Source organism: Psychroflexus longus (genome assembly GCF_020164595.1).
GTDB classification, from domain to species: domain Bacteria; phylum Bacteroidota; class Bacteroidia; order Flavobacteriales; family Flavobacteriaceae; genus Psychroflexus; species Psychroflexus longus.
Window position 1 is genome coordinate 56448 of the sequence record NZ_JAIQZE010000009.1, and the last position, 25266, is coordinate 81713.

At 35.1% G+C, this 25266-nt stretch carries 20 protein-coding genes; 10 read left to right on the top strand and 10 right to left on the bottom strand.

Going from position 1 to position 25266, the window contains the following annotated elements; all coding sequences use genetic code 11:
- Window positions 1-2049, bottom strand: coding sequence for an HD family phosphohydrolase (locus tag LB452_RS09180; protein ID WP_224461442.1), 2049 nt, complete (start codon window positions 2047-2049; stop codon window positions 1-3).
- Between the two features lie 187 nt (window positions 2050-2236).
- Here LB452_RS09180 and LB452_RS09185 point away from each other — a divergent pair, with 187 nt between their 5' ends.
- Both LB452_RS09185 and LB452_RS09190 read left to right on the top strand, forming a co-directional pair.
- Window positions 2237-3412, top strand: a complete 1176-nt coding sequence (locus tag LB452_RS09185; RefSeq protein ID WP_224461443.1) for an acetyl-CoA C-acyltransferase — start codon at window positions 2237-2239, stop codon at window positions 3410-3412.
- 17 nt (window positions 3413-3429) lie between these two features.
- Complete coding sequence (locus LB452_RS09190) at window positions 3430-4173, top strand: C40 family peptidase (RefSeq protein ID WP_224461444.1); 744 nt, start codon at window positions 3430-3432, stop codon at window positions 4171-4173.
- On the opposite strand, the gene LB452_RS09195 is transcribed toward LB452_RS09190, so the two are convergent.
- Window positions 4170-7895: a metallophosphoesterase gene (locus LB452_RS09195; protein WP_224461445.1), complete on the bottom strand. Its 3726-nt coding sequence runs from the start codon at window positions 7893-7895 to the stop codon at window positions 4170-4172. The two genes, LB452_RS09190 and LB452_RS09195, sit on opposite strands and share 4 nt — an antisense overlap.
- A 39-nt stretch (window positions 7896-7934) precedes the next feature.
- On the opposite strand from LB452_RS09195, the gene LB452_RS09200 reads away from it, so the two are divergent.
- From LB452_RS09200 to LB452_RS09210, 3 genes are all read left to right on the top strand, one after another.
- Window positions 7935-9116, top strand: a complete 1182-nt coding sequence (locus LB452_RS09200) for a Pycsar system effector family protein (RefSeq protein ID WP_224461446.1) — start codon at window positions 7935-7937, stop codon at window positions 9114-9116.
- 105 nt (window positions 9117-9221) lie between these two features.
- Entirely contained in the window at window positions 9222-9542 is a 321-nt protein-coding gene (locus LB452_RS09205) for a DUF1523 family protein (protein ID WP_224461447.1), read from the top strand.
- Window positions 9543-9573: 31 nt separating this feature from the next.
- Window positions 9574-10239: a porin family protein gene (locus LB452_RS09210; RefSeq protein ID WP_224461448.1), complete on the top strand. Its 666-nt coding sequence runs from the start codon at window positions 9574-9576 to the stop codon at window positions 10237-10239.
- On the opposite strand, the gene LB452_RS09215 is transcribed toward LB452_RS09210, so the two are convergent.
- On the bottom strand, window positions 10236-12605 hold the full coding sequence (locus LB452_RS09215) for a GAF domain-containing protein (protein ID WP_224461449.1): 2370 nt from the start codon (window positions 12603-12605) through the stop codon (window positions 10236-10238). The genes LB452_RS09210 and LB452_RS09215 overlap by 4 nt on opposite strands.
- Before the next feature lie 147 nt (window positions 12606-12752).
- On the opposite strand from LB452_RS09215, the gene LB452_RS09220 reads away from it, so the two are divergent.
- Window positions 12753-13859, top strand: coding sequence for a TlpA disulfide reductase family protein (locus tag LB452_RS09220; protein WP_224461450.1), 1107 nt, complete (start codon window positions 12753-12755; stop codon window positions 13857-13859).
- An 84-nt stretch (window positions 13860-13943) separates the two neighbouring features.
- Here LB452_RS09220 and LB452_RS09225 read toward each other — a convergent pair whose 3' ends face one another.
- Window positions 13944-15242: an NAD(P)/FAD-dependent oxidoreductase gene (locus LB452_RS09225; RefSeq protein ID WP_224461451.1), complete on the bottom strand. Its 1299-nt coding sequence runs from the start codon at window positions 15240-15242 to the stop codon at window positions 13944-13946.
- A gap of 92 nt (window positions 15243-15334) precedes the next feature.
- Between LB452_RS09225 and LB452_RS09230 the strand changes: the two genes are divergently transcribed.
- Both LB452_RS09230 and LB452_RS09235 read left to right on the top strand, forming a co-directional pair.
- Window positions 15335-15829 (top strand): RNA polymerase sigma factor, encoded by a 495-nt coding sequence (locus LB452_RS09230; RefSeq protein ID WP_224461452.1) that lies wholly within the window; start codon window positions 15335-15337, stop codon window positions 15827-15829.
- Between the two features lie 2 nt (window positions 15830-15831).
- On the top strand, window positions 15832-16437 hold the full coding sequence (locus LB452_RS09235; protein WP_224461453.1) for a hypothetical protein: 606 nt from the start codon (window positions 15832-15834) through the stop codon (window positions 16435-16437).
- 1 nt (window position 16438) lies between these two features.
- On the opposite strand, the gene xerD is transcribed toward LB452_RS09235, so the two are convergent.
- Both xerD and bcp read right to left on the bottom strand, forming a co-directional pair.
- Window positions 16439-17335 carry a site-specific tyrosine recombinase XerD gene (xerD, locus tag LB452_RS09240; protein ID WP_224461454.1) on the bottom strand — a complete coding sequence of 299 codons (897 nt, stop codon included), beginning with the start codon at window positions 17333-17335 and terminating at the stop codon, window positions 16439-16441.
- Window positions 17336-17432: 97 nt separating this feature from the next.
- Window positions 17433-17882, bottom strand: a complete 450-nt coding sequence (gene bcp, locus LB452_RS09245) for a thioredoxin-dependent thiol peroxidase (protein WP_224461455.1) — start codon at window positions 17880-17882, stop codon at window positions 17433-17435.
- Window positions 17883-17912: 30 nt separating this feature from the next.
- Between bcp and LB452_RS09250 the strand changes: the two genes are divergently transcribed.
- On the top strand, window positions 17913-18581 hold the full coding sequence (locus LB452_RS09250; RefSeq protein ID WP_224461456.1) for an endonuclease III domain-containing protein: 669 nt from the start codon (window positions 17913-17915) through the stop codon (window positions 18579-18581).
- Window positions 18582-18612: 31 nt separating this feature from the next.
- Here the strand turns inward: LB452_RS09250 and LB452_RS09255 are convergent, their stop codons facing one another.
- Window positions 18613-18762, bottom strand: coding sequence for a hypothetical protein (locus LB452_RS09255; protein WP_224461457.1), 150 nt, complete (start codon window positions 18760-18762; stop codon window positions 18613-18615).
- Window positions 18763-18819: 57 nt separating this feature from the next.
- Window positions 18820-19407: an RNA polymerase sigma factor gene (locus tag LB452_RS09260; RefSeq protein ID WP_224461458.1), complete on the bottom strand. Its 588-nt coding sequence runs from the start codon at window positions 19405-19407 to the stop codon at window positions 18820-18822.
- 214 nt (window positions 19408-19621) lie between these two features.
- Here LB452_RS09260 and uvrA point away from each other — a divergent pair, with 214 nt between their 5' ends.
- On the top strand, window positions 19622-22414 hold the full coding sequence (gene uvrA, locus LB452_RS09265; RefSeq protein ID WP_224461459.1) for an excinuclease ABC subunit UvrA: 2793 nt from the start codon (window positions 19622-19624) through the stop codon (window positions 22412-22414).
- A 107-nt stretch (window positions 22415-22521) separates the two neighbouring features.
- Here uvrA and LB452_RS09270 read toward each other — a convergent pair whose 3' ends face one another.
- Window positions 22522-23988, bottom strand: coding sequence for an oligosaccharide flippase family protein (locus tag LB452_RS09270; RefSeq protein WP_224461460.1), 1467 nt, complete (start codon window positions 23986-23988; stop codon window positions 22522-22524).
- Window positions 23989-23992: 4 nt separating this feature from the next.
- Window positions 23993-25264, bottom strand: a complete 1272-nt coding sequence (locus LB452_RS09275; protein WP_224461461.1) for a glycosyltransferase family protein — start codon at window positions 25262-25264, stop codon at window positions 23993-23995.
- Window positions 25265-25266 lie beyond the last annotated feature (2 nt).

The following is a 25266-nucleotide window of genomic DNA, read 5'->3' on the forward strand; positions in this document are numbered from 1 at the left end:
TTAATCTGGATATTCAATTCTAAGGTGATAAATATTATTCAATTTAGCCTTCAAAATCTTTTTAATAGATTGAATTTCTTTGAAGGTAATATTAGCATTTATAAATTGATCTTCTTGAATTTGCTTATTGATGATTTTTTCTACAAAATCATCAATAAGCTGCGTATTTGGTTCTTTAAGCGATTTACTTGCTGCCTCTACAGAGTCGCACATCATCAAAATCGCCGTTTCTTTACTGAAAGGAATAGGACCAGGATATCTAAAGTCTTTTTTATCAGTAATCTCCTCTCCTTCGTCGTCTTCTTTTTGCTTGGCATAGAAATAATAAACTGTAGTCGTCCCGTGGTGAGTCCTTATGAAATCGATGATTCTATCTGGAAGATTCCTACGTTTTGCAATTTCGATCCCTTCCAATCTGTGATTGATAATCACTTCTGCACTTTCCCGAGGTGAAAGTTCATCATGAGGGGAAACGGAAGTCGTTTGATTTTCAGTAAAATAGATAGGGTTTTTCATTTTACCAATATCATGGTATAAAGCTCCAACGCGAATGAGTAACGAATTAGCTCCTATTTCATTAGCGGCCGCTTCTGCAAGGTTGGCCACGTTCAAAGAATGGTGAAAAGTTCCCGGAGCAACATTGGCAAGTTCTTTTAGTAATTTGGAATTGGTATCCGAAAGTTCTAAAAGCGAAAGATCTGATATTAGACCGAAAATCTTTTCATAAGCATAAATCAAAGGCTGAACGAAAAGTAAGCCTACTCCACTAAGGAGGAAATAAATAAAATTATTGTAATTAATTTCAGCAATACTTCCTTCTTTAATCATGTTAAAAGCGAAGTAAGCGAAAATATAAACCAACGTAATTTGAACAACAGATATAAATAAATTAGCTCTTTTATATAATTCTGAAACTGTCAAAATGGTAACTATACCAGCTATAATTTGTAAGAACATGTACTCAAAACTATCGGGTACGATAAGACCCAGAATCAAAACAGTAATCATGTGAGTAAAAAGACCGAGTCGCGCATCGAAAAACGCCTTCAAAGTCAACGGCAGAATACACAACGGAACTACGTAAACATAATCTGTATCCAGTCTTAGCACCAATAAGGTAAGGAAAACAAGAAACAGAATATTAAAAAATATGAAGGTAATTTTATTGTTATTGTCATAAATGTCTGGTCTGTATTGTCTTATAAACAACAGCAACATTAATAAAGAAAGTCCAACAAGACAAGTATAGCCAGTGATCACTACTACAAACGCAGAAGACTCCAAGCTTTGTGACTCATACTCGTATTTTAGGGAATTCAACATTCTGAGCTTCTCTCCCTCTATAATCTCACCTTTGGCAATTATTTTACTGCCCTTGGTCACCCGTCCTCTGGTGTAGGAGATTTGTTCAAATTTTGATTGAATCTGCTTTTGATTAAGCTCTTCATCATACTCGACATTAACTTCTAAAACTTCAAAAAATATTTCTAAAAGCTCATTTTTTAAATTTGATAAATTGTTCCCTTCAATTTTAGAAATCAGAAAAGGCTTTAAGTCTTGTTGAGTAAGAAGATCCTTATATAACAATTCTTCAACTTGCTTATTCTTGATGAGGAATATTATGGAATAGTTATTATCATCTCCATCTTGAATTCGTATCCCATTCTGATAAATCTCATCTAGAGTTTTCGAAATGAATTCAGTAGCTTTTTGATCGGATTTTACAAGTGAATCCTGAGAAATATCAAGTTTTTCCTGCCAATTATTTTTTACACTTTCAGCAGTAGAAACGTCATATTGGAAATAAGGAATATGGGTTTTTCTTATTCTAGACTTCTCTGCAGCGATCTCTTCATCAGATTTTAGAATTGCAAAATCAAAAGGAGCATAAAGATTTTCATACTGCCATGGCTTTCCTTTGATAATCTCATATTTGAACTGGCCACCTGTTGGGAAAAAATAAACAATAAGAAATACACTAATAGCTAAAAGAAAAAACTTAAAGATGATAGATTGATTTCTGTAAAGTTTGTCTAGGAGGTTTTTCATAACTAAATGTTGTTCAAAAATATAAAATTAAATGGTTCGAGTCTCTATCTGGATTCAATAGTTTTGGTGATAATAAATTCAAGAGGCATCAAGAAGTGTGTCTTCACAAAAAATATTTAACGTGTAGTTTAAACTCATACGATTGAGTTAAAATTCTTAAATTCGCTCAAACAAAAATTTCAAATTTATGTCTAAAGATATCGTTATAGTAAGTGCTGCAAGAACACCAATCGGGAGTTTTCTTGGGAGCTTGGCTTCAATTCCTGCAACAAAGTTAGGTGAGATCGCTATAAAAGGTGCACTTTCAAAAATCAATCTAAAACCAGAGCTTGTTGATGAAGTTCTTATGGGAAATGTGGTACAAGCCAACAATGGTCAGGCTCCTGCAAGACAGGCAGCCATAGGTGCTGGAATTCCAGATACTGTGCCATGTACAACGATCAACAAAGTTTGCGCTAGTGGAATGAAAGCTGTATCACAAGCTGCACAGGCAATAGCTGCAGGTGATGCAGAAATTGTTATTGCTGGTGGTATGGAAAACATGAGTATGATTCCCCATTACCTTCACTTAAGAAACGGTCAAAAATTCGGACCAGCTCAAATGGTGGACGGATTGCAACGCGATGGCCTTGTAGATGCCTATGATAATAATGCCATGGGAACTTGTGCAGATCTTTGTGCTACAGAGCATGATATTTCGAGAGAAGAGCAGGATGAATTTGCAAAGGAATCATACCGAAGAAGTGCCGAAGCATGGAAGCAAGGTAAATTTGATGATGAAGTAGTACCTGTTGAAATTCATCAACGTCGTGGTGAACCTGTAATCATGAAGGAAGATGAGGAGTTTAAAAATATTAAACTTGATAAAATAAGTAAACTAAGACCTGCCTTTAGTAAAGATGGTACGGCTACTGCAGCCAATTCTTCTACAATAAATGATGGTGCTGGAGCTGTTGTGTTGATGACAAGAGAAAAAGCTGAAGAGCTAGGACTTGAAATTTTAGCAACCATAAAAAGTTACGCAGATGCAGCTCAAGAACCTGAACGTTTTACAACTGCGCCGGCTAAAGCTTTACCAATTGCCCTTAAAAAAGCTAATCTGAAGAAAGAGGATATCGAGTATTTTGAATTCAATGAAGCTTTTTCCGTCGTCGGAATTGCCAATACAAAACTTCTAGAACTTGATCCTAAAAAAGTTAATATACACGGAGGCGCTGTTTCCTTAGGTCATCCCTTAGGTTGTTCTGGTGTTAGAATTCTAATTACACTCATAAATATAATGAAGCAAAATAATGCTAAACTTGGTGCTGCAGCAATATGCAACGGAGGCGGTGGTGCTTCTGCTATGATTTTAGAACGCTAATTTTTCAATCTGTCCAAATGCTATACGGAATTTGTCCCCTAAGTGTTGTTCCTGTGAGAGCAGAAGCAAGCGACTCTTCAGAAATGGTTACTCAGCTACTTTATGGAGATCATTTTGAAGTAATCGAAACACAACCTAAATGGCTTAAAATTCGTATAGCTTTTGACAATTATGAGGGCTGGTTGGATAAAAAACAGGCTTTTGAAATTGATGAAGAAAATTTCAAAAACCTCCATAAAAAGAATGAATATTCTACAGATTTATTGAGTTTAATGACTACCGCAAATGGACAATTAATGCCCGTTTGTATTGGGTCTTCGATTCACTCCTCAACACTTCTTAGACATCAGTTTGATGGAGCCATTAATAAAAATTACACAAAAAACCATTTAGTAGATACTGCCATGCTTTATCTGAATTCTCCCTATTTATGGGGTGGGAAATCTCCATTTGGAATAGATTGCAGTGGATTTGTACAAATGGTTTACAAAATAAGTGGTATCCAATTATACCGAGATGCTTATGAACAAGCCAAGCAAGGTCAGGCGCTTTCATTTATCGAAGAAAGTGAGCCAGGTGACCTTGCTTTTTTTGATAATGAAGAAGGGAAAATAATTCACGTTGGGATTATGATGAAAGATAATTATATCATTCACGCCCATGGACAAGTCCGAATAGATAGGATAGATCACTCTGGTATCTTCAATGTTGAAAGCGGTCGCTATTCACACAACTTGAGAGTGATCAAGAAAATAGTTTAGAACTTTGCTCCAAAGCCGAAAGAAAACCAAAATCCGTCGTCGCTATGGAAGAAATTGAAAGTGCCCGAAAACAAATCAGCGCCATTCACCCAAAAACCTAAACCATAATCGTTTTGCCACTGATTGGACTCTGGAACGTCGGACCATACTCTACCAACATCAAAACCTCCAAAGATTCCAAACTGAAGCGGAATGAAACTCGTCTTAATTGGATTGAAACTGTGTCTTAGATCTATATTACCGACCAGACTTTCTCTTCCTATAAATCGATCTCTTCTAAAACCTCTTAGCCCATTTCTGGCTCCTAGAATTGCTCCCTGATAAAATTCATAATCATCATTAAAGATCAATTGAGAAGTAGCTTTGGTTCTTAATACCCATTTCTGGTCATTTGAAATAGCATTATAAAACTCCAAATGCGGATTCAGAAAAACAAAATGCTTATCTACGTCTTTAGTATTCATTGTAGCTCCAAGTTCAACTTTGAAATCCATACCCCGTTTTGGATTAAGTTCATCATCAAAACTGTGATACTGATAAGACGATTGGTAAGAAACAAAGTTTTTTGAATCAAAGAAGATTGGATTATTGCTGAGCAACTCATCACCTACTAAGTCTATAAACCTGCCTTGAGTTCTTTCTACATCATAATTTTGAAAAGAAACTTTATTTTCAAAAATGCTACCATATTTCGATGCTCTTCGAAGACCCAATTCAAATTCAAATTTTCTAATTTTTACACGATTAAAATTTCTTACAACATCATTATCAAAATATTCAGAATCATTTCCGAAGCCAAAAAAGTTCCTGGCGAAATTTGGACTTGTATACTCCAAAGAAGTGAAAAGATTGTGCTTACCTATAAGGTTAGCAAACTCACCTTCGTAACCTACATCAAAGCCTCCGGTTGCGGTATAAATACCAGCTTTAATTTTGTGTTTGTAAGTGAAAGGATTTAATTGAAAGCCATTATAACCGAGTGACGCTTGAGCTCCAAATAACAATCCATCATCTGGATTAAAGCCTAAACGCGGTAAAAACGAACTTGTCCAGTTGATACTCCTATCTTTATCAAAAGTATTGACCACATAATTATCGGTTCTAATCACTCGACCTCCTTTCTTTTCTACTATTGAATTTTCTAAAGTTTTGTGATCGTAAACTCTGACTTTTTTTCCAGCTTTAAGAGCGTAAAAATCACTATCATGACCACCTATGAGTCTAACCTTAATTTTTGCTGGATAATCTCCAGAAACAGTAAACGTATCTTCATCATCTAAACCATAAATCCATATTTCTTTGGTGTATCTATCATCAAAGACTTTGTCAACAATTGTGTTTTTGCGGTCACCTTTTATATCCCGCATAATTTTCACTCTTGTTTGTCCATTTTCCTGACGATAGACATCTATAAAGTCATCTTTATCTGTAGCCGTTAAAACCGAAACTTCACTTATAATGTCATAATACTGATCAGCATAATTTACCAAATGACCTAATCTAGATTCGAAAATTGAAATGAGGGTTTTTGTTTTTTCCTTGTTGATTTCTTCCGGTAGTTTAGAAAAAGCCTTTTGAATCACTTCATCTGTTAAATGCTCTTGAATGTATTTAGCTTCTTTAACCCAATCTTCCTTGGTAGCATTTCTGATAATCATTCTGTCTAAACTCAAGCCAGAAGTATTTAAACCTTTTAGATTCTCAATGTCTCCAGTGTAAGGTTGAAATTTTTTGGGAGCAGAACTTATTGTTCTCAGCACATTAAAAAATCCACCATCAAAATTGGCAAAAACCTGATCTCTATCTCGAGGAATAGGTTTAAAAATTCTATCACCATTTTCAAGTTCGAATTCGGACCAGCGCCATTGGTCCTCATGCCTGTCCCAATCGCCTAAAAGCATATCAAATAATCGAGCCCTTAGATAATTGGATTCATCGAGCTTATATTTTTCATCCCTTCTCAAGCGCTCTATCATGTCAGCAGTGCTTACAATATCATGATTGGGATTCCCAAAAACATCAGTACCCATCCAATGCTCCTCTGGACGTTCTTCAATCATATATAATTGATTACCGTGTACTTGGTTAAATTTTCCCAATGCCTTTTGTTTGGGAATATATACCAATTGAGGATTGGTGTGGTATACCCCGATAGCATCGGATAAATCCGGTATTGCCATGAACCCAAAAGGATGGGCGGCGGTCAGAAAATCAAGAAGTGCTTCTTGTACAACTGTATCATCAAATTCATTATACAGGTTTTTATCAGGATAAACAAACTGCTGAAGCAATCTTACAGCATCTTTTCTGATTTGTCTTATATTATATTCTCTGCCGTTTTTATCATTGAGTCGAAGAGAATTGGTTTGCATCCCACCTCCCATTCGCATCGACTCCAAACCCCCGTAAGCAGTATCTATCTTCAACACGGGAACTGTGATCTGGCGAGTGTACAGGTCTCTGTAATGCTGACCCCAAACGCTTTCATAAAAACCTGTTCTATCGGTTTTTACATCTTCATATACTGAAGTAGTAACTGTTTCTGGGAAATTTTCAGGAAGACTTTCCAGGTCATAATTCTTTTCCCCTTCATAAATTTCTGTTTGAAAAATAAGTTCAGGTTCTTTATTATCTGCAGAATAAAATTGGACCCATGAAGAGCCATCATCAAAAACATCAAACACTGCAAAACCATAACCCGGATAAGCAAACACTCCGTCAAGCCCTAATTTAGCATAAGACTTTTTGGAGCCAGATCCGGAAACAATCTGCTTGATCTTATCATGCTCTATGTATTGCAAACTATGTTCATGTCCCGATGCAAAAACCACTCTATTCCAGCGACTGGCTATTGCTGAAATTCGTTTGACCATAGATTGGTATTGATTGTTCTGCGTATCTTGAACTGAAACTCCACCGGAAACCCTTATTAGAGTAGCCAAAGAAGCTAAGCCAGGCAAAGGGAATTTTCGTTGTGATGGAAACAAGTGCTTTGAGAATTCATAAGTCCCTCCATGAACTCCGTTGGTATAAAGCGGGTGATGTAAAGCAACAAGTGTAGTTTTATTTTGATTTTTTTTCAGTTCCGTTTCAAATTCCTCGTAGAATTGATCCAGAGTTTTGATTTCATCACAATTTCTATTGATCAGAGGATTTTGATCCCAGTTAGCAAGAATCCATTGTGAATCCAAAATAATAAGATGAACATCATCTGAAATATCCACAGATGATAGTCCGCATCCGGGATTTGGCAACCAGGGTTCATCCTGGTCTGTCAAAACTTTCTTGATTTGTTTTTCTTGATTCTCTAAAGACTGTATCCCCTCAGAATACCAATCGTGATTTCCTGGAATAAAATGAACATCACCTTCAAAAAAGGTAAGGTTTGACGTTTGTCTGTCAATAATTTCTTTGGCTTGATTGCGGTTTTCCTCTCCTTTGCTTGGAAGGCCTGCTGGATAAATATTATCTCCGAGAATGATGACCTTATCATCTTGAGTATCTAGAGATTTTGCAAAGTCCTTAAAAGCTAAAATACCAGGTGGTGCATCTTCTAGTTTTTCGTAACCTGTATCACCAATTAGATAGAAACGTTGAGAAAGTTTTTTGTCTGCGGGGTAAGCTGTTGATTGAAATTTTTCTAAATTTTTATATTTAACTTCGTATGTTGCACATGCACTAAACATTAATCCAAATACGATGAGTACTAATTTGTTTTTCATTTAAAATAATTTAATTGGTAGTCGATAAAATTCCAGAAAATGACAGATCTCATTTCAAAAACTGAATCTTTTGTACTTCAATTATTCAAAGATAAGTTATCTAATATATATGTGTATCACAATTTCAATCACACCAAGAGAGTTGTTGAAAGTGCTGAATATTTAGCTGAACAAAAAAATCTAAATGAAGAGGACAAACTTATACTTCTTCTTTCCGCTTGGTTACATGATACAGGTTATACAGTTTCTGAGAATCAACATGAAGAAGAAAGTAAGCAGATAGCCAGAGAGTTTCTGGAGGCGAATGATGTACCTCAGGATATTATTGGATCTGTACAGAAAACAATTGGTGTAACAAAAATTGGAGCACAGCCTACTTCTGAAATCGAAAAAGTAATTAAAGATGCAGATTGCTCTCACTTTGCTAAAGAGTATTTTAAAGAAGTGAGCGAACTTTTAAGACAAGAATTGCGTTTACGCGGACAAGACTACAATGCCGATGAATGGATGAATTTGAATATTGAAATGCTCTCCTTTAAGCATCAGTATTATACCGATTTTGCTGTGAAAAACTGGAGTGCTGCCAAACAGGAAAACCTCATCAATCTTGTTGAAGAAAAAGAAAAAACTAAAAGAAAGAAAGAAAAGGACAAACTAAAAGCTAAGTATAAGGCTCAATATAAAAACGACAATCCAGAGAGAAGTATTCAAACGCTCTTCAGAACTACTTTGAGAAACCACCTTAAACTAAGTGATATTGCAGATACGAAGGCAAATATTCTATTGTCTGTAAATGCTATCATTATTTCTTTAGCCTTGGCGAATATTATTCCGAAGTTGGACAATCCAAGCAATCAGCATTTAATGATTCCTACGTTGATTTTGATTTGTTTTAGTGTCGCCGCCATCATACTTTCTATTTTATCAACCAGACCCAATGTCACGTCTGGGGAATTCACCAAAGAACAGGTCGAAAAAAGAGATGTGAACATCTTATTTTTTGGTAATTTTCATAAAATGACTTTCGAAAATTACTTATGGGGCGTAAAAGAAATCCTTAAAGACAAAGATTATGTTTACGAAGCTTTGGTGAAAGACCTTTATCTACTCGGTAAAGTTTTAGAGAGGAAATACAGATTACTCAGAATTACTTACACTATATTTATGGCTGGTATTATCATATCTGTTGTTAGTTTTTTTATCGCTTTTTATATGATGTAATAGCAACCTTATTGATTTCTTTTCATCTACTCAACTTATTACTTATAAGTCATCTGACTTAAGACTATTCCAATATAAAAACCAATACTCACACAAATCAAATCCATGAAAAAACTAATATTAGTCATTGTTCTTATTCTCATTTTTGGCTATCCTGTAAGTTATTATTTAAGTTCAGAGACCATCAAAGCCGTAATAAGTGATAAGGAGAGAATTACAACCGGTACCGGTGAGGATATGGAAAGTAAATTTCTGGTTTATGGTGAGGAAGAGGTTTTTGAAAATACCGATAGTTGGCTTTATTTTAAATTTGACAGCGCTGATGTGCAAAATCAAATACACCTAGACAAAACCAACAAAATAAAAGTAGCCGGATGGAGAGTGCCTTTCTTTTCCTGGTACAGAAATGTGATCAGCGTAGAGTAAATTTTCAAATCAAAATCAGAATAAACTTATTATGAAAAAACATTTAATTCAATTTGTGATTTTATTGTTGAGTACAACCTGCTTTTCACAAAATGATTTCTCTTATGGTATTAAGGCTGGAGTCAATTTTGCTAGCGCCCACGGAGAAGCTTCAGACTCTAATTCGCAAATAGGATATGACGAAAGCCGAACTAGTTTTCACGCTGGAGTTATTTCAGAATTATCTCTTTCAAATAAATTTTCATTACAAACGGAATTATTATACTCTCAAGTTGGAGTAAATTACGCTTATGATAACAGACCTGCTGATGGAGCAAAAGTAGATTCTGATTTAAATTTGGATTACATCACCCTAGCTATTCTTGGCAAATACCAAGTTTATAAAAGCTTAAGCATTGAAGCTGGGCCACAGCTAGGTTACATACTAAATGCAAATGTGGAACAGAACCGGTCTTTTTTCTCGCAGATTGGAGGTGGTTCTGAAACCGTATTTAATGAAAAAAATGATATAAAAGATGACATTAATAATTTTGACTTCGGCTTTGCTTTAGGTTCTAGTTATGAACTAAATAATGGCTTGTTTATTCAATTAAGATATGTCTTGGGATTATCTGAAATCCCTAAAAACGAAAATCAAACGTTATCCACCGACCTAAAAAATGCAGTTTTTCAACTTTCTCTAGGCTATAAGTTTTAATTCAAAGATTTTATTAAGCTTTCATAAGTGACTCTTTTTTCACTTGAATCTCCTTTATGGTACAAAATCCCAACGCGTATAGCCTTCAATCCAGATACACCTTGCAAATCTTCCACATCTAGAATTTCCACCTCTTCATTCAGGTATTTCTTTCTTTGTAAATAACTAATATATTTAAGGTACTCATCTTGAGTTTCATTTTGAGAATAGATAATTGTCAACTTCCCTTTACTTGTCACTCGTTCTTGTGAATTTTTAACAAAAGCCTTGTCGATTCTCTTCTTGATGATTTCATATCTCGCATTGTAAGAACCATCTACATCAAAATGTTTTTCGTCCATTCTATAATGAATGGTTAACGTATTATTGAACGCTAATAGGAGTGACCTTGAACTCAACTTGAAATTTTTGGTCTCCTGAATTTCATAAAAGCGATTTTCCATTTCGCACATAACTGTAATTTGCCATAATCTTAGATTTTGCAAAACAACTTCATTGAAGTTACGGTCTTTTACTATCGATTGGCCTATGTACATATTATGCTCCACTCCATCTGTCTTGTAGCGATCAAAATAATGCGGAAATAACTTCTGTGCTTCAACTTGTTTCAAATCTATAAAACCAGCCATACAGGAATTTATTCTTGAAATTGTTTCATCAAATTCATCTCTGTTTTTATGAAAGGTTTTATTTCCTTGCTCAATTTTATTGAAATAATGCTCAACTAGGTTTTGGCAACTCGGCACATTGGCTTTAATGTGTTTTAGAACAGGAAGTATGTCATTTCTTAATAGTTGCTCTACCTTTTCTTCAGTTGAAGCTGAAATCCCGTTTGATAAATGAGAAAGGGAATCTGTAATTCTATAGCCTAACTGTTCATAAACTGGAAGTGGCTGGACTTCAAATGCAGAGTTTATAATGTCCAGAACTTTGTTGAGCTGATGTATTAAATCGTTTTGTATGGCGGAGTTTCTTTGTGTAGATGAATCCGCAATATCAATTTGACCGAAAAGCGGGTAAACCTCATGAAAATAAATTTCTTTCAGTTCATTGTCTTCTGAAGTCTCATAGAATAATTTCTCAGCCTCTTCTTCAAATTTCCATTCTACACTTGGATGTATAGAAGTATATTCGCTTTGGATTATGGCTTTAATCCTATTTTGCTTTTCCTGCTCGTAATTTTCAACCGTTTCTGCTATGTAAGGCACGATATCGTCAAGCTTGGTTGCATTAATATTATTTAGGTCATTTTTAGAATAGCTAACTAATTCAAGGATGGCAAGAAGTTTATTGTTTTTACTTACGGGAGCTAGAATAACAGACTGAATCCCTTTAGATTTCAAGTGATCTGCAAATTTATTACCTGGATTTTTTTCAGAATAAGAATCAACATCTGTTATACTGAAGTATTTGTGTTGATCAACAATTGCTTTATATGCCCCGTGACAAAAAGCCTCACGGCAACCATTGTCCGATATTGAGTCCAAAATGAAACTGTCTATAAAATTGGAATGGCTATGCTGAAATGTCTCTTTTTCATCATTGAATAGGGCGAAGCCAAATTCAAGTTTTGGTAGTCTGAAAATTGACTTTAAAATATTAGCCATTTTCAACGTAACAGCTTTTGAATCGGATAAAATATTGTTGTTGAGTAGAAGAGTTTTAATTTCAGAAATACTATTATCCGCAGTGACATCGGTTAAATTTAAGATTGCAAAGCCTTTAAAAATCCAGGAATTAGGAGGAAATTTTTCCTTCCAAAATTCAATATCATTGTGTCTGTTTAGTAATTCATCAACATCTTTAGGCGTAATTTTAACAGCATTTTCAGTAGGAATTAATTCTACGAAATCTGCATTTACAAAGAGTCTGTAATTTTTTAGGTGACCATCAGCATCTGGAACATCATAATATTCTGGCCTAAAGAAATCAATATTGTAACTATAATAGGTATTTAGAATAATGATGCAGGCCAGGATATAATCTTTTTCAATATTGAAGTTTCTCGGCAAAAATTCAAATCCTTCATATGGAACCGCATTCAGTATTGACTCAAAGCGTTTTGTTTTTCTGAACATTTTATTTCGGAAGGGAACCGTTGCCACTTTAATCTCATTATGAGTCAAAACATCTGGAAACAAATCATCTAGCAATATTTTGATTTGCTTCTCGTAAGGCTTTAGGTTTTCATAATCTTCAATTCCGTCAAAAAGCTCAGGATAAGACTCCGAATAATCCAATATACCTTGAATATATTTCTTCGAAATTGGATTGCTTTCAGTTTCTAATCGCTTTTGAAAATTATCGCGAATTTTTTGAAAGCTAAGCTTTATCTTAAATGGGTAAATATCTTTATAACGATCCATATCTAAATGTAATGAATACAATACTATCTATAAAATGAAGATTGAACTTTTTACTTAAGATAGATTTACCATCTCTAGCCAATTTCTTCTTTAGTTATTACCCTACTCTGCTTGAGTATGCTATTTTTGTAAATAAAATTATTTAAAATGAAACTATTTTTCAGTCTCTCTTTACTTCTTCTTTTGGCAAGTTGTAATTCTCCTGGCCCCACGCTAGAAGCAACCATCGATAATGTTCCCGATGGAACCGATGTTTATCTTACACACCTAGGACCGCAGAATATTCCTATTCCTGCCGATACTACTCAGGTACAAAACAATTCATTTGAATTTGAATTTGAGGAATCCAACCAACAAATCAATCTTATAAAAATTGAAGGTGTTAATGGTAATATCATCTTCATCAAGGATAATGAGAATATCAAAATAGAAGCTAATCGGGAGAATCTCAGAGAATCCAAAATAGAAGGTGGTATGCACAATGAATTATTAAACGATTATCTGGATTTGATCGTTAATTTTTCTGAAAGGGGCAATGAATTAAATAAAAAGCGGCAGGAAGCACTTAAGAGGAACGATGAAATTGCGGTACTTGACTTAGAATTAGATGCTGAAGAAATAAAAGAAGAGGCTAAACAATCCACTTTAGAATTTATTAAAGAGAATAATAATTCTATAGTTGGCATGATGGCTTTGTCTGACGTGATGAATTCTAAAACAGTTCCACTTAACAAGATGAAGTCTTTGTATGACAATTTTGAAGATGAGGTAAAAGATACCCCCCTTGGAAAAATGCTTGGACAAAATATTGCTAAAATTGGCGCTACAGATATTGGTGCTGAAGCACCAAAATTCTCGGGACCTACCCCACAAGGAAATGAGCTATCTCTGCAAGATGCTATGGGAAAAGTAACTCTTATAGATTTTTGGGCGTCCTGGTGCAGACCGTGTAGGGTTGAAAATCCAAATATTGTAAGTATTTACAATGATTATAAAGATAGAGGATTTACCGTTGTTGGTATCTCCTTGGACAAACCCAATAACAAAGATTCATGGATAAAAGCTATAGAAGATGATAACCTTGAGTGGAATCACATATCCAATCTAAAATACTGGCAAGAACCTATTGCTCAAAAATATGGGGTGAAAGCTATTCCTGCAGCATTTTTAATTGATGAAAATGGAATAATCATAGGAAAAGACCTAAGAGGCAACGACTTGAGAGAAAAAGTAGAAGAAGTTTTAGGAAACTAAAAGTTCATTGAAAATTCAAACATAAGCGGGCAGTTCTTAGAGAATTGCCCTCTTTTGTTTTATAAATTTTTGCTTTATCCTTTCCTAGTCTGAAGACGACATTTGTTTGTTCCCTTTAAAAGGTCTTACAATAAGCCTTGCAGCTCTATCGTAATTGATGTAGCTATAAGTCCAGTTAAAAAAGGTAACTATTCTATTTCTAAATCCTACCAAAAACCACAAATGAACAAACATCCACATAAACCAAGCTAATGCCCCTCCAAATCTAAGCTTTTTCAAATCTACAACAGCTTTATTTCTCCCTACTGTAGCCATTGTTCCCTTGTCAAAGTATTCAAAAGGTAAGAGTTTTTGTTTATTGATCGTTCTAAGTAAGTTTTTAGCCAAATGATCTCCTTGTTGTATCGCTGGCTGAGCAACCATAGGATGTCCTTTTGGATAGTCTTCACTGATCATCAATGCTATATCACCGATAGCAAATATATTTTCATACCCATCAATTTGATTAAAGGCATTAACATTGTAACGATTTGCCTTTTCCATCAAAGCTCCTGTCTTGAGCCCTTCTATAGCAGCTCCGGTAACTCCGGCACTCCATATAAAAGTTTCAGTATTGAAACTTAAGTCCTCATTATTTGTCTTTACAATATTATCCTCATAAGAATTCACGAAAGTATTGAGGTGAATTTCTACACCTAGTTCTTCCAAGTATTTTTGTGCATTTGCAGAGGATTTATCACTCATTGGAGGTAACACCTTATCCAAACCTTCAATCAAATGGATATGAATCTCATCTGTATCTATATCCTGGTAGTCCATGGGGACTACATTTTTTCTCAATTCTGCTAAAGCACCACTTAACTCCACACCAGTTGGTCCCGCTCCTGCGATAACAAAGTTCAAGAGTGCTTTTCTCCTTTCAAGATCTGTGGTGATAGTTGCTTCTTCAAGATTTTCTAAAATCAAACTTCTCAGGTTGAGGGCCTGTGGCACAGTTTTCATCCAAATCGCGTTTTCTTCAACACTTTTATTCCCGAAGAAATTAGTTTTGGAACCAGTTGCGATGACTAAATAATCGTAAGTTATTTCTCCAATGTTTGTTTTTACAAGTTGATTCTCATCATCAATATTTTCAACTTCTGCCATCCTGAAATACGCATCCTTATTCTTTTTTAATATTTTACGGATAGGATACGCAATGGAGTCTGGCTCAAGTCCAGACGTTGAAACTTGATACAATAATGGCTGGAAAGTGTGGAAGTTTCTTTTATCCAGCATAACAACTTGGAAAGGTTTCTTCTCAAGCTTTCTTGCTAAACTTACTCCTCCAAAACCTCCACCTATGATGACAACTCTTGGTAATTTTGAAATTGGTATATTCATAGGTACCAATTTATATCTTAATTGGTTCTATTTAGTGCTAGTTCTGTAACTTTTGATAATTTTAACGACATATGATTAAGACTTTGTAAGTTTTGAATAAAGAGCTAGAGAAAAAATTTATTGACCTTTTAGAGAAACATCAAAACATTGCACATAAAATTTGTAGGATGTATACCTACGATGACAATGCTCACAAAGACCTTTTCCAAGAAATAATTATTCAATTATGGAAAGCTTATCCGAAATTTAGAGCAGAATCAAAATTTAGTACTTGGATGTATCGTGTAGCTTTAAATACCGCTATTACTTTATACCGAAAGAAAAAAAGAGGAGTCCAAACCTTGCCATGGGAGAATTTTGATTTTAAAATATCTGCCGAAGGCTATGATAGTACTTTGGATGATAATTTAAAACTGATGTACTCTGCTATAAAAGAACTTAATGACATTGATAAAGCTTTAGTACTACTCTACCTGGAAGACAAGCCCTACACAGAAATTTCCGAAACGCTTGGAATTTCTGAAGTAAACGCAAGAGTGAAAATGAATAGAGTAAAGATTAAATTAAAAAAGATTTTGAATCCTTAACTATGGATGAGTTAGACCTTATTAAAAAAGACTGGCAAAAAAGAAATGAAGATTTGCCAAAATACACTCAAGATGAACTTATGCCTATGCTGCATAAAAAGTCATCGTCTAGTGTCAAATGGATATTTATCGTAAGTATTCTGGAATTTGCGTTTTGGTTGGGTATAGATGTTTTAGTCTCCTCAGAAGAATATATGGACTCTATAGAAAATCAATCTTTCCTTTGGTTTTTGAAAATACTGACCGTTTTAAACTATTTAGTTCTGTTTGGATTTATTTATTTATTCTGCAAAAACTATCTACGTATTCAGGTTACGGACTCTGTAAGGAAACTAATGAAGCAGATTATTAACACTAGGAAATCTGTAAAGTACTATGTTCGTTACAACATTGGACTTTTTATAATTATGTTCTTGATAGGTGGGGCAAGAGCCATAATGATGCAAACCACATTCAATACTCTAGAATTTTGGATTATATGTGGAATCATGGTTTTCATACTTCTCATTGTTGTTGGCCTATTGATTTTATTTTATCGAGTACTTTATGGAATACTCACTAGAAGACTTTACAAAAACTATAAAATTTTGAATCAAATGGAATTGTAATTTAAGCTCTCGGATGAAACTTTTCGAGCACAGACCTTAGATGAGTTTTATCCAAATGCATGTAGATTTCAGTAGTAGTAATACTTTCGTGACCTAACATTTGTTGAATAACTCTCAGGTTTGCGCCATTTTCTAATAGATGTGTTGCAAATGAATGCCTAAACGTGTGAGGACTTATTGTCTTCTGAATATAAGCCTCTTTAGCTAATTGTTTTACAATAGTAAAAATCATGGCTCGTGTTAATTGAGCCCCTCGTCTGTTTAAAAAAAGAATATCAGTGAATTCAGGTTTAACTTCCTGATGAATTCTAATCTCATCTTTATAAATAGTGATAAATTTTTGAGTGTATGCATTAATAGGGACCAGACGTTCTTTATTCCCTTTCCCCACTACTTTTAAGAAACCTGCTTCAAAATGAAGGTCAGAAATTTTGAGATTTATAAGCTCGCTGACTCTCAGCCCACAACCATAAAGGGTTTCGATAATGGCCTTATTACGCTGGCCTTGAGGATGTGATAAGTCTATAGCTTCGATGAGTCGGTCAATCTCTTCAGTTGAAAGCGTATCTGGAAGTTGTCGCCCCAAACGTGGGGATTCTATGAGTTCCAGTGGATTTGTTTTTCTGTAATCTTCAAAAATGAGATAATCAAAAAAACTCTTTAAACCGGAAATTAATCTGGCCTGAGAGCGTTCATTTAGAAGTTTTGAAATTGTATGAATAAAGCTTTGAATATCTTCTTCAACAATTTCAATAGGTGAAAGCTTCAAGTCAAACTCAGAAAGATAATTGGTCAGTTTTAAGATGTCCAGCCGATAATTTTGAATAGTATTATCAGCCAGACCTCTTTCTATCCTTAGGTAGTATGTAAAATCTTGAATTGCTTGCTCCCACTTCATAGAACCAAATTACATTAATTCTTGGGTAATTCAAGGGCATAGGTAAGAACGAGAGAATCAATCAAAAAATTTATTTTAAAATTTTATTTTAAAATAATTACAGAATCTGCTCAGCGTGAGCTTTGGTTTTTACTTTGGAAATAACCTCTTCAATTTTGCCCTCTTCATCGATGATAAAAGTAGTCCTATGAATGCCATCGTATTCTTTTCCCATGAACTTTTTGGGTCCCCAAACTCCAAATGCTTCAATGACTTCTTTGTCTTCATCGGCAAGCAATGGAAAAGGAAGTTCATATTTAGTTTTAAAGTTCTGCTGACGTTTTTCAGAATCTGCACTTACGCCAAGAATCTCGTAACCTTTTTCCTGAAAAGTTCCCCAGTTATCTCTCAGGTTACAGGCTTCTGCAGTACATCCAGGTGTACTTGCTTTTGGATAAAAAAAGACGACCAATTTTTTTCCTGCGTAATCTTTTAGCGAGTGCATCTTTCCATCTTGATCTTTTGCCTCAAAATTTGGGGCTTTATCTCCAGCTTTTAGTGTTGTCATAATTCCTATTTTTGCTTAAAAGTAAAGGAAATGAAAAAATCTGAAAAAGTAGACTTCGTTATAAATACGTTAAAGGAATTATATCCCACCATCCCTGTTCCATTGGACCACAAAGATCCCTACACCCTGCTCATCGCTGTGTTGCTTTCAGCGCAAAGTACAGACGTCAAAGTCAACCAGATTACCCCTTTGCTTTTTGATAGAGCAGATAATCCCTGGGACATGGTCAAAATGAGTCCGGATCAAATTCGGGAAATCATTAAGCCTGTAGGTTTATCGCCAATGAAGGCTAAGGGAATTTATGGGCTTTCTAAGATTTTAATTGAAAAATATAAGGGTAAAGTTCCTAATGATATGAAAGCCTTGGAAGAATTCCCTGCAGTTGGACATAAAACAGCTTCAGTGGTTTTGGCTCAGGCTTTCGGTGTTCCTACATTTCCTGTGGACACTCATATCCATAGGTTAATGTACCGCTGGAACTTGAGCACTGGAAAAAATGTGCAGCAAACCGAAAAAGATGCCAAGCGACTTTTCCCGAAAGAAGTATGGAACGACTTACACTTACAGATTATCTGGTATGGTAGAGAATATTCTCCTGCCAGAGGCTGGGATTTGGACAAGGATATTATTACTAATACAATTGGTCGTAAATCTGTCATCCATGATTACCACAAAAAAAAGGCTTCCAAATCGAAATAAGGAAACCTTTTATTTTCGGGAAAACACTTAATTAATTTTGAATGCTTTCAAACTGTAAATCTTCATACTTTACAACAGTCATCGCCTTAGAAAAATCCAAAATTGACTTTATGGTTTTTGCTGAGGGCCTCATCGGTTTTGAAGTTGAATTTAAAACTTCTTTAGAGTAAATTTTTGCCATATTTTTTTTGATTTTATATACAACAAAAACGCAACTAAAAAAGAATTATTGCATGTCCTAGTTTGTTAAAACTACCTGATGTTTTTCAATAATTTTTCTCAAATTAATAAGAGCGTATCTCATTCTGCCCAGAGCTGTATTGATACTTACATCAGTTTTGAATGCTATTTCTTTAAAACTCATTTCTTTGAAAATTCTCATTTCTAAGACTTCAAGCTGATCTTGTGGTAGTTTTTTGATAAGAGCGTGTAAATCGACATCTATTTGATCTTTTATGATTTTACGTTCAGCGTTCATGTCGCCGTCTGTCATAAAATCTAAAATATCAAAGTCTCCTTTGCCCTCAAATTTTGGCATTCTGTTACTTTTTCTAAAATGATCAATAACGAGATTGTGAGCAATTCTCATCACCCAGGGAAGAAATTTGCCCTCTTCGTTGTACTTACCTCTCTTTAAAGTCCGTATAACTTTTATGAAGGTATCCTGGAAAATATCTTCTGCAAGGTCTTTATCGTAGACTTTGGAAAATATAAAACCGAAAATTTTTTGTTGATGTCTGTTGATTAAAACGGAAAGTGAGTTTTCATCACCTGAAATGTATTGCTTAACCAAATAAGCTTCTGAGGAGATCGAAGTTCTATTCATAAATCTTTCACTTAAGTAAAACCAACTAAAAAAATTGGTTATTGTTATTAATTGAGTTTAAGTAAAAGTGCTGTATAGGCTTCTGTTTATTCAGCTAATATATAAATATATGTTTACACACCTCATACCGTTAATAATTTTAACATATTATGAGTCAGTGTATAAGGTTCAATTGGAGGGACAAATCTTTATATTTGCGTCATTCCGACAATATATGAAACACACAGATTTAGATAAAATTGACCCCAAAGAATTCATTATAATCAAGGGTGCAAAACTTCATAATTTAAAAAATATTGATGTTGTCATTCCAAGAAATAAACTCGTAGTAATTACTGGACTTTCTGGTTCAGGAAAATCGAGTTTAGCTTTTGATACGCTTTATGCTGAAGGTCAAAGACGTTATGTCGAAAGCCTTTCGGCCTACGCAAGGCAGTTTTTAGGACGTCTCGACAAACCAAAGGTCGATTACATCAAAGGAATTGCTCCTGCGATTGCGATCGAGCAAAAAGTGAATTCTACAAATCCCCGATCTACAGTTGGAACCTCAACTGAAATTTATGATTACCTGAAATTGCTATACGCTAGAATTGGAAAAACCATTTCGCCAATCTCTGGGAAGGAAGTAAAAAAGCATACGGTAACCGATGTTGTGGATTTTGTAAAATCACAGGAAGAAAACAAAAAATTACTTCTCCTCGCTCCTATCACTTTAGAAAACAAACGCACTGTAGAAGAAAAAATTAAAATTCTTCAACAACAGGGATTCAGTAGAATCAAGGTCGATGATGAAGTTTTAAAAATAAGTGAAGCTCAGGAACGAAAGATTCCTAAAAAAAGTCAACTTTCAATTGTTGTAGACAGGATTGTCGTTAAAGATGATGAAGACTTTTACAACCGTTTAGCAGATTCAATTCAAAATGCATTTTTTGAAGGAAAAGGCGAACTGAATATTGAAGAAGTAGCCACTAATAAAATCACCAATTTCAATAACAAATTCGAATTGGACGGTATGTTATTCACCGAACCAAACGTGCATTTGTTCAGTTTCAACAATCCAATAGGAGCATGTCCAAAGTGTGAAGGTTACGGAGATATCATCGACATTGATGAAGCTTTGGTCATCCCAAATACGGGATTGAGTGTGTATGAAGGAGCCATTGCTCCCTGGAGTGGCGATACCTTGGGTTGGTACAAAAAAGAGTTTATTAAGCATGCACATAAATTTGATTTCCCTGTTCACACGCCTTATTTCGAACTGACCGATGATGAAAAAAATATCATATGGAACGGAAATCAGTATGTAACGGGAGTTAATGAGTTTTTTGAAGCTGTAAAATCTAAAGCCTATAAAATTCAGAATAGAGTTTTGTTATCGAGATATCGAGGAAGAACACGATGTCCAGAATGCAAAGGTCGCAGGCTTAAAAAAGAATCGACTTATGTGAAAATCAATGATATTGACATCACTCAGCTCGTAGATTTACCGATAGATGAAGTTAGCTCGTTTTTTCAAAAGTTAAAGCTTAATGAACACGATGAAAAAATTGGAAAACGCCTATTGAAAGAAGTCAATAGCAGACTTAAATTTTTGATGGATGTAGGTTTGACTTACCTTACCTTGAATAGAAAATCGAATTCTCTCTCGGGTGGAGAATCACAGCGAATCAATTTGGCAACCTCACTAGGAAGTAGTCTTGTGGGCTCCATGTATATTTTGGACGAACCTTCCATTGGTTTACATTCTAAAGACAACGAAAGGCTGATTGGAGTTTTAAAAGATCTTCGTGATCTGGGCAACACTGTTATTGTAGTAGAACATGATGAGGACATCATGAAAGAAGCAGACTACATTATCGACATTGGTCCGGAAGCTGGAACCCATGGCGGTGATCTTGTTGCTGAAGGGACTTATAAACAAATCCTAAAGGCAAACTCACTGACTTCAAAATACCTCAACGGTAAAATGAAAATTGAAGTTCCTAAAGAAAGGCGATCGTCTAAATCTTATATTGAACTGAAAGGTGCGCGCGAAAACAACCTAAAGAATGTATCTGTAAAAGTGCCTTTGGATAGTTTTGTTGCGATTACCGGCGTTTCTGGAAGTGGAAAAAGTACTCTTGTCAAAAAGATTTTGTATCCGGCGATGATTAAACATAATGGAGGTTACGGAACAAAAGCAGGACAATTTGATGGCATTGATGGAAACTTCAAACACATCAAACATATTGAGTATGTAGATCAAAATCCTATAGGAAGGTCCTCGAGATCCAATCCTGTGACCTACATCAAAGCTTACGATGATATTCGAAATCTATTTGCAAAGCAAAAGCTTTCCAAAATAAGAAATTTCAAGCCCAAGCATTTTAGTTTTAATGTGGAAGGCGGACGATGCGACACCTGTGAAGGTGAAGGTGAAGTGACTATCGAAATGCAATTCATGGCGGATGTTCACCTTGAGTGTGAAGCTTGTCATGGAAAACGCTTTAAGCAGCAAGTTTTGGATGTGGAATTCGAAGGAAAAAATATTGACGATATTTTATCCATGACCATCGACGATGCCATGGAATTTTTCTCATCTCATAATGAAACTAAAATCTCCAATAAACTCGAAGCTTTGCAAAGTGTTGGTCTTGGTTATGTCACTTTAGGCCAAAGTTCTTCTACGCTTTCTGGTGGTGAAGCTCAACGTATTAAATTAGCTTCTTTTTTAACTAAAGGAAAAAATGCTGATAAAACCTTGTTTATTTTTGATGAACCCACAACCGGACTTCACTTTCACGACATCAGTAAATTATTGAAATCCTTCGAAGCTTTGATTGAAAACGGACACAGTGTGATCGTGATTGAACATAACATTGACCTTATCAAATGTGCCGATCATGTCATCGATTTGGGTCCAGGTGGAGGAATCAACGGCGGGCAGCTTGTAGCTGAGGGCACTCCGGAAGAAGTTTCAAAAGTTAAAGGATCTTACACCGGTCAATATTTAAAAACTAAAGTTTAAAAATGTAAGTGTTTAAACTTTTGACCTACTTAATTTATATATAGGATGATTCATTTGGTTTAAAAACGGTTTTGATTGGTTAGTTAGGAAACTCCTAGTTATGAATACTAAGGGGTTTTCTTTTTTATAACTTTAAAGTAAAGATTTGTCAAGTCTTTTGACAAGTCTCCATTCAAACTGATGATGAAATAGAGACCGCTAATCAATATTGTCTTCAGAATAATATTGAGAAGTGGAAAACCAGTAGAAAACTCCCAAAAATAAAAGCCTGAGGTTAAAGCCGATATAACCAGAAAAATATATAAACTCTTGAAATTGAAAGGGTGAATTCCGAAAGTGAGTCTTACAAACAAAAGCTTGAAGATATTGTAAGTCAGAAATGAGATAAACGTAGCATAAGCGGCGCCATAGATTCCATAGATGGGAATCAACCAGAGGTTAAGCAAGAAGGCGACTCCAACGAGAACGACTCCAGCAATAAGTACGGTTTTGTAATATTTGGAATTGAAAATGATACTATTGATATTTCCCAAAATATTATCCGTCAGTTTTACCAGACTGATCAAAAACACAATACTCACTCCTACCTTGTATTCCTCGGGAATAATTTCATAAAGTTCATTCACGTTAGTAATAATAAGCGTAAATACAAAACCACTAATAACAAATAATGTATTGGAACTCCTTACATAAAGATCTTTCAACAACTCATTTTCTCCAAAATTGAGATATTTTGCTGTGATGGGGTTGGTGATTTGATGCATGGCTTTGGACGGCACAGCAATAACTGTGGCGATGTAAATTGCTATTCCATAAATGGAAACATTTTCGATAGGCATAAAATACTCTATCATCACTTTATCAAAATCAAACAAAGCCACAGCTACTGTTCCCGCAATAAAAATCAGTAAAGAGTAATTCAGTAAATCCTTCAGTTTGGGTGGCAATTGCAAGCTAAACCGTGGAGTATATAATTTTATCGCATAACCTAGCATCACCACTGTTCTTAATACAAAAACACCAATTAATAGATAAATAAATAAATGAACGCTAATAAATTCAGCATAGAAAATAAGAAGTAAAATAGTAATGGCGAGCCTGTGAAATACTTCCCGCATAAGGGTTCCAAAAACGCTTTTGTACTGAACTTTTGCCCACGCAAAAAAAACTTCGAAATAGGCGGTTGTCATTGCGATGACGAAAATTCCCCAAACGTAAGGTTGTACCAAATCGTTTTCACCATCAAAATAGTTTAGGAGAGAATCATAGAAAATATAACCGACAATTCCAATGAGCAAACCTAGCAATAGTGGAAGAAACAAGGCAAAATTGAGAAGCTTATCTGTATCGAGTTTGCTTGTGTAGCTTGTGTAGAATTTTACAATGGTATTGTGAACGCCCAGCGCCATAAATGGCCAGAACAAATTCCCTGCTGACAGCAGAAAAGCGACCAAGCCATAGTATTCTGCAGTCAAGAATTTCGGATATAAAATCAAAACATTGAGCGCGCCAATTCCGAATCCCAAATAGGTGGAAATGAGATTATTTAACGATTGCTTGGCGACGATTCCCATTGAATTATTCGATAAGTTGTGCTAACTTTTTGGTTAAATTCTTTCGACTAAATTGCTCTATATGTTTAGTTTTAGCTTTTAATTTTCCATTTAAATAAGCCTTGAAAGACATCTTAATATAAGATTTTAAACGAGCTTTCTCATTGTAAGTAAAGCATTCTCCTGAATTGGTTTCTGAAATGATCTGCGCTACGTCCCATCCTTCTGGGCCAATGGCTAAAATAGGCCGCCTGGAAGCTAAATACTCAAAAAATTTACCAGGAATAATACCGCAAGTTTCGGGTTTGTCAATCTCAATAAGAAGAAGCATTTGCGAACTCCTTTGGCTTTCCACAGCGTCTTTGTGATTCAAATACCCCACGACACTAATAAAATTCTTCAAGCCAAATTCATAAGCGGAATCTAGGACGCTTTCACTAATTTTACCAATAAGCTTAAGCTCGAAAAAATCTTTAAAAACAAGATTTTCATCAATCAATTCAGCCAAAACTTCCCAGAGCACTTTCGGATTTCTTTCATTGAGTAACGAACCAATATGTGAAATTGTAAAATTCTCGCTTAACTCAGCATCTACAGACATTTCCTCATAGCCATTGGTAATAACCTCGATAGGCGTTTTGGTTTTTTGCTCAAATTCGGTTTTGGTCTGAAAACTTGTGGTAATCAATTGATCTGCTGAGTTTAATACATCGCTTTCTAAAGCGAGATGTTTCTGCTTAGACTTTTCGGTAAGTTTTAAAGCGGTATGGTAACCAATCGTCGTCCAGGGATCTCTAAAGTCTGCAATCCATCTAAGCTCTGGATTGACCTCTTTCAATCTCAAACCAATAAGGTGTAGACTATGTGGAGGACCTGTAGTGATAATGGTCTCTATGTCCTGATTTTGAATATACTCTCTTAAAAATGAAACCGAAGGTTTTACCCAAAGCACTCTGGCATCTGGAATAAAAAAATTGCCTCTTATATAAAGCATTAATCGCTCTTTCCAGGATTGTTTTTTTTTCGATTTGATGATACCACTGCTGATGGTTTTTGAATCTGATTTTGACAAAACTTCTGCAAACGCATAAGGTTCAAAAATGGATTTTTCAATCACTTTTACTTGGGGGCTTGAATCCAGAGAAGAATCGATAATAGGATAACTTGGATTTTGAGGCTTGTAAACCACCGGTTGAATTCCAAATTCTGGTAGATATTTAGAAAATTTGAGCCAGCGCTGCACTCCGGGACCCCCGGCAGGCGGCCAGTAGTAAGTAATGATTAAAACCTTTTTCATCT

Bases quoted from the DNA above. Each gene is read 5' to 3' on its own strand.
- LB452_RS09270 (WP_224461460.1), bottom strand. From the start codon at position 23,988: ATGGGAATCGTCGCCAAGCAATCGTTAAATAATCTCATTTCCACCTAT.
- LB452_RS09210 (WP_224461448.1), top strand. From the start codon at position 9,574: ATGAAAAAACATTTAATTCAATTTGTGATTTTATTGTTGAGTACAACC.
- LB452_RS09255 (WP_224461457.1), bottom strand. From the start codon at position 18,762: ATGGCAAAAATTTACTCTAAAGAAGTTTTAAATTCAACTTCAAAACCG.
- LB452_RS09200 (WP_224461446.1), top strand. From the start codon at position 7,935: ATGACAGATCTCATTTCAAAAACTGAATCTTTTGTACTTCAATTATTC.
- bcp (WP_224461455.1), bottom strand. From the start codon at position 17,882: ATGACAACACTAAAAGCTGGAGATAAAGCCCCAAATTTTGAGGCAAAA.
- uvrA (WP_224461459.1), top strand. From the start codon at position 19,622: ATGAAACACACAGATTTAGATAAAATTGACCCCAAAGAATTCATTATA.
- LB452_RS09220 (WP_224461450.1), top strand. From the start codon at position 12,753: ATGAAACTATTTTTCAGTCTCTCTTTACTTCTTCTTTTGGCAAGTTGT.
- LB452_RS09180 (WP_224461442.1), bottom strand. From the start codon at position 2,049: ATGAAAAACCTCCTAGACAAACTTTACAGAAATCAATCTATCATCTTT.
- LB452_RS09235 (WP_224461453.1), top strand. From the start codon at position 15,832: ATGGATGAGTTAGACCTTATTAAAAAAGACTGGCAAAAAAGAAATGAA.
- LB452_RS09185 (WP_224461443.1), top strand. From the start codon at position 2,237: ATGTCTAAAGATATCGTTATAGTAAGTGCTGCAAGAACACCAATCGGG.
- LB452_RS09275 (WP_224461461.1), bottom strand. From the start codon at position 25,264: ATGAAAAAGGTTTTAATCATTACTTACTACTGGCCGCCTGCCGGGGGT.
- LB452_RS09190 (WP_224461444.1), top strand. From the start codon at position 3,430: ATGCTATACGGAATTTGTCCCCTAAGTGTTGTTCCTGTGAGAGCAGAA.
- LB452_RS09215 (WP_224461449.1), bottom strand. From the start codon at position 12,605: ATGGATCGTTATAAAGATATTTACCCATTTAAGATAAAGCTTAGCTTT.
- LB452_RS09225 (WP_224461451.1), bottom strand. From the start codon at position 15,242: ATGAATATACCAATTTCAAAATTACCAAGAGTTGTCATCATAGGTGGA.
- LB452_RS09260 (WP_224461458.1), bottom strand. From the start codon at position 19,407: ATGAATAGAACTTCGATCTCCTCAGAAGCTTATTTGGTTAAGCAATAC.
- LB452_RS09195 (WP_224461445.1), bottom strand. From the start codon at position 7,895: ATGAAAAACAAATTAGTACTCATCGTATTTGGATTAATGTTTAGTGCA.
- xerD (WP_224461454.1), bottom strand. From the start codon at position 17,335: ATGAAGTGGGAGCAAGCAATTCAAGATTTTACATACTACCTAAGGATA.
- LB452_RS09250 (WP_224461456.1), top strand. From the start codon at position 17,913: ATGAAAAAATCTGAAAAAGTAGACTTCGTTATAAATACGTTAAAGGAA.
- LB452_RS09205 (WP_224461447.1), top strand. From the start codon at position 9,222: ATGAAAAAACTAATATTAGTCATTGTTCTTATTCTCATTTTTGGCTAT.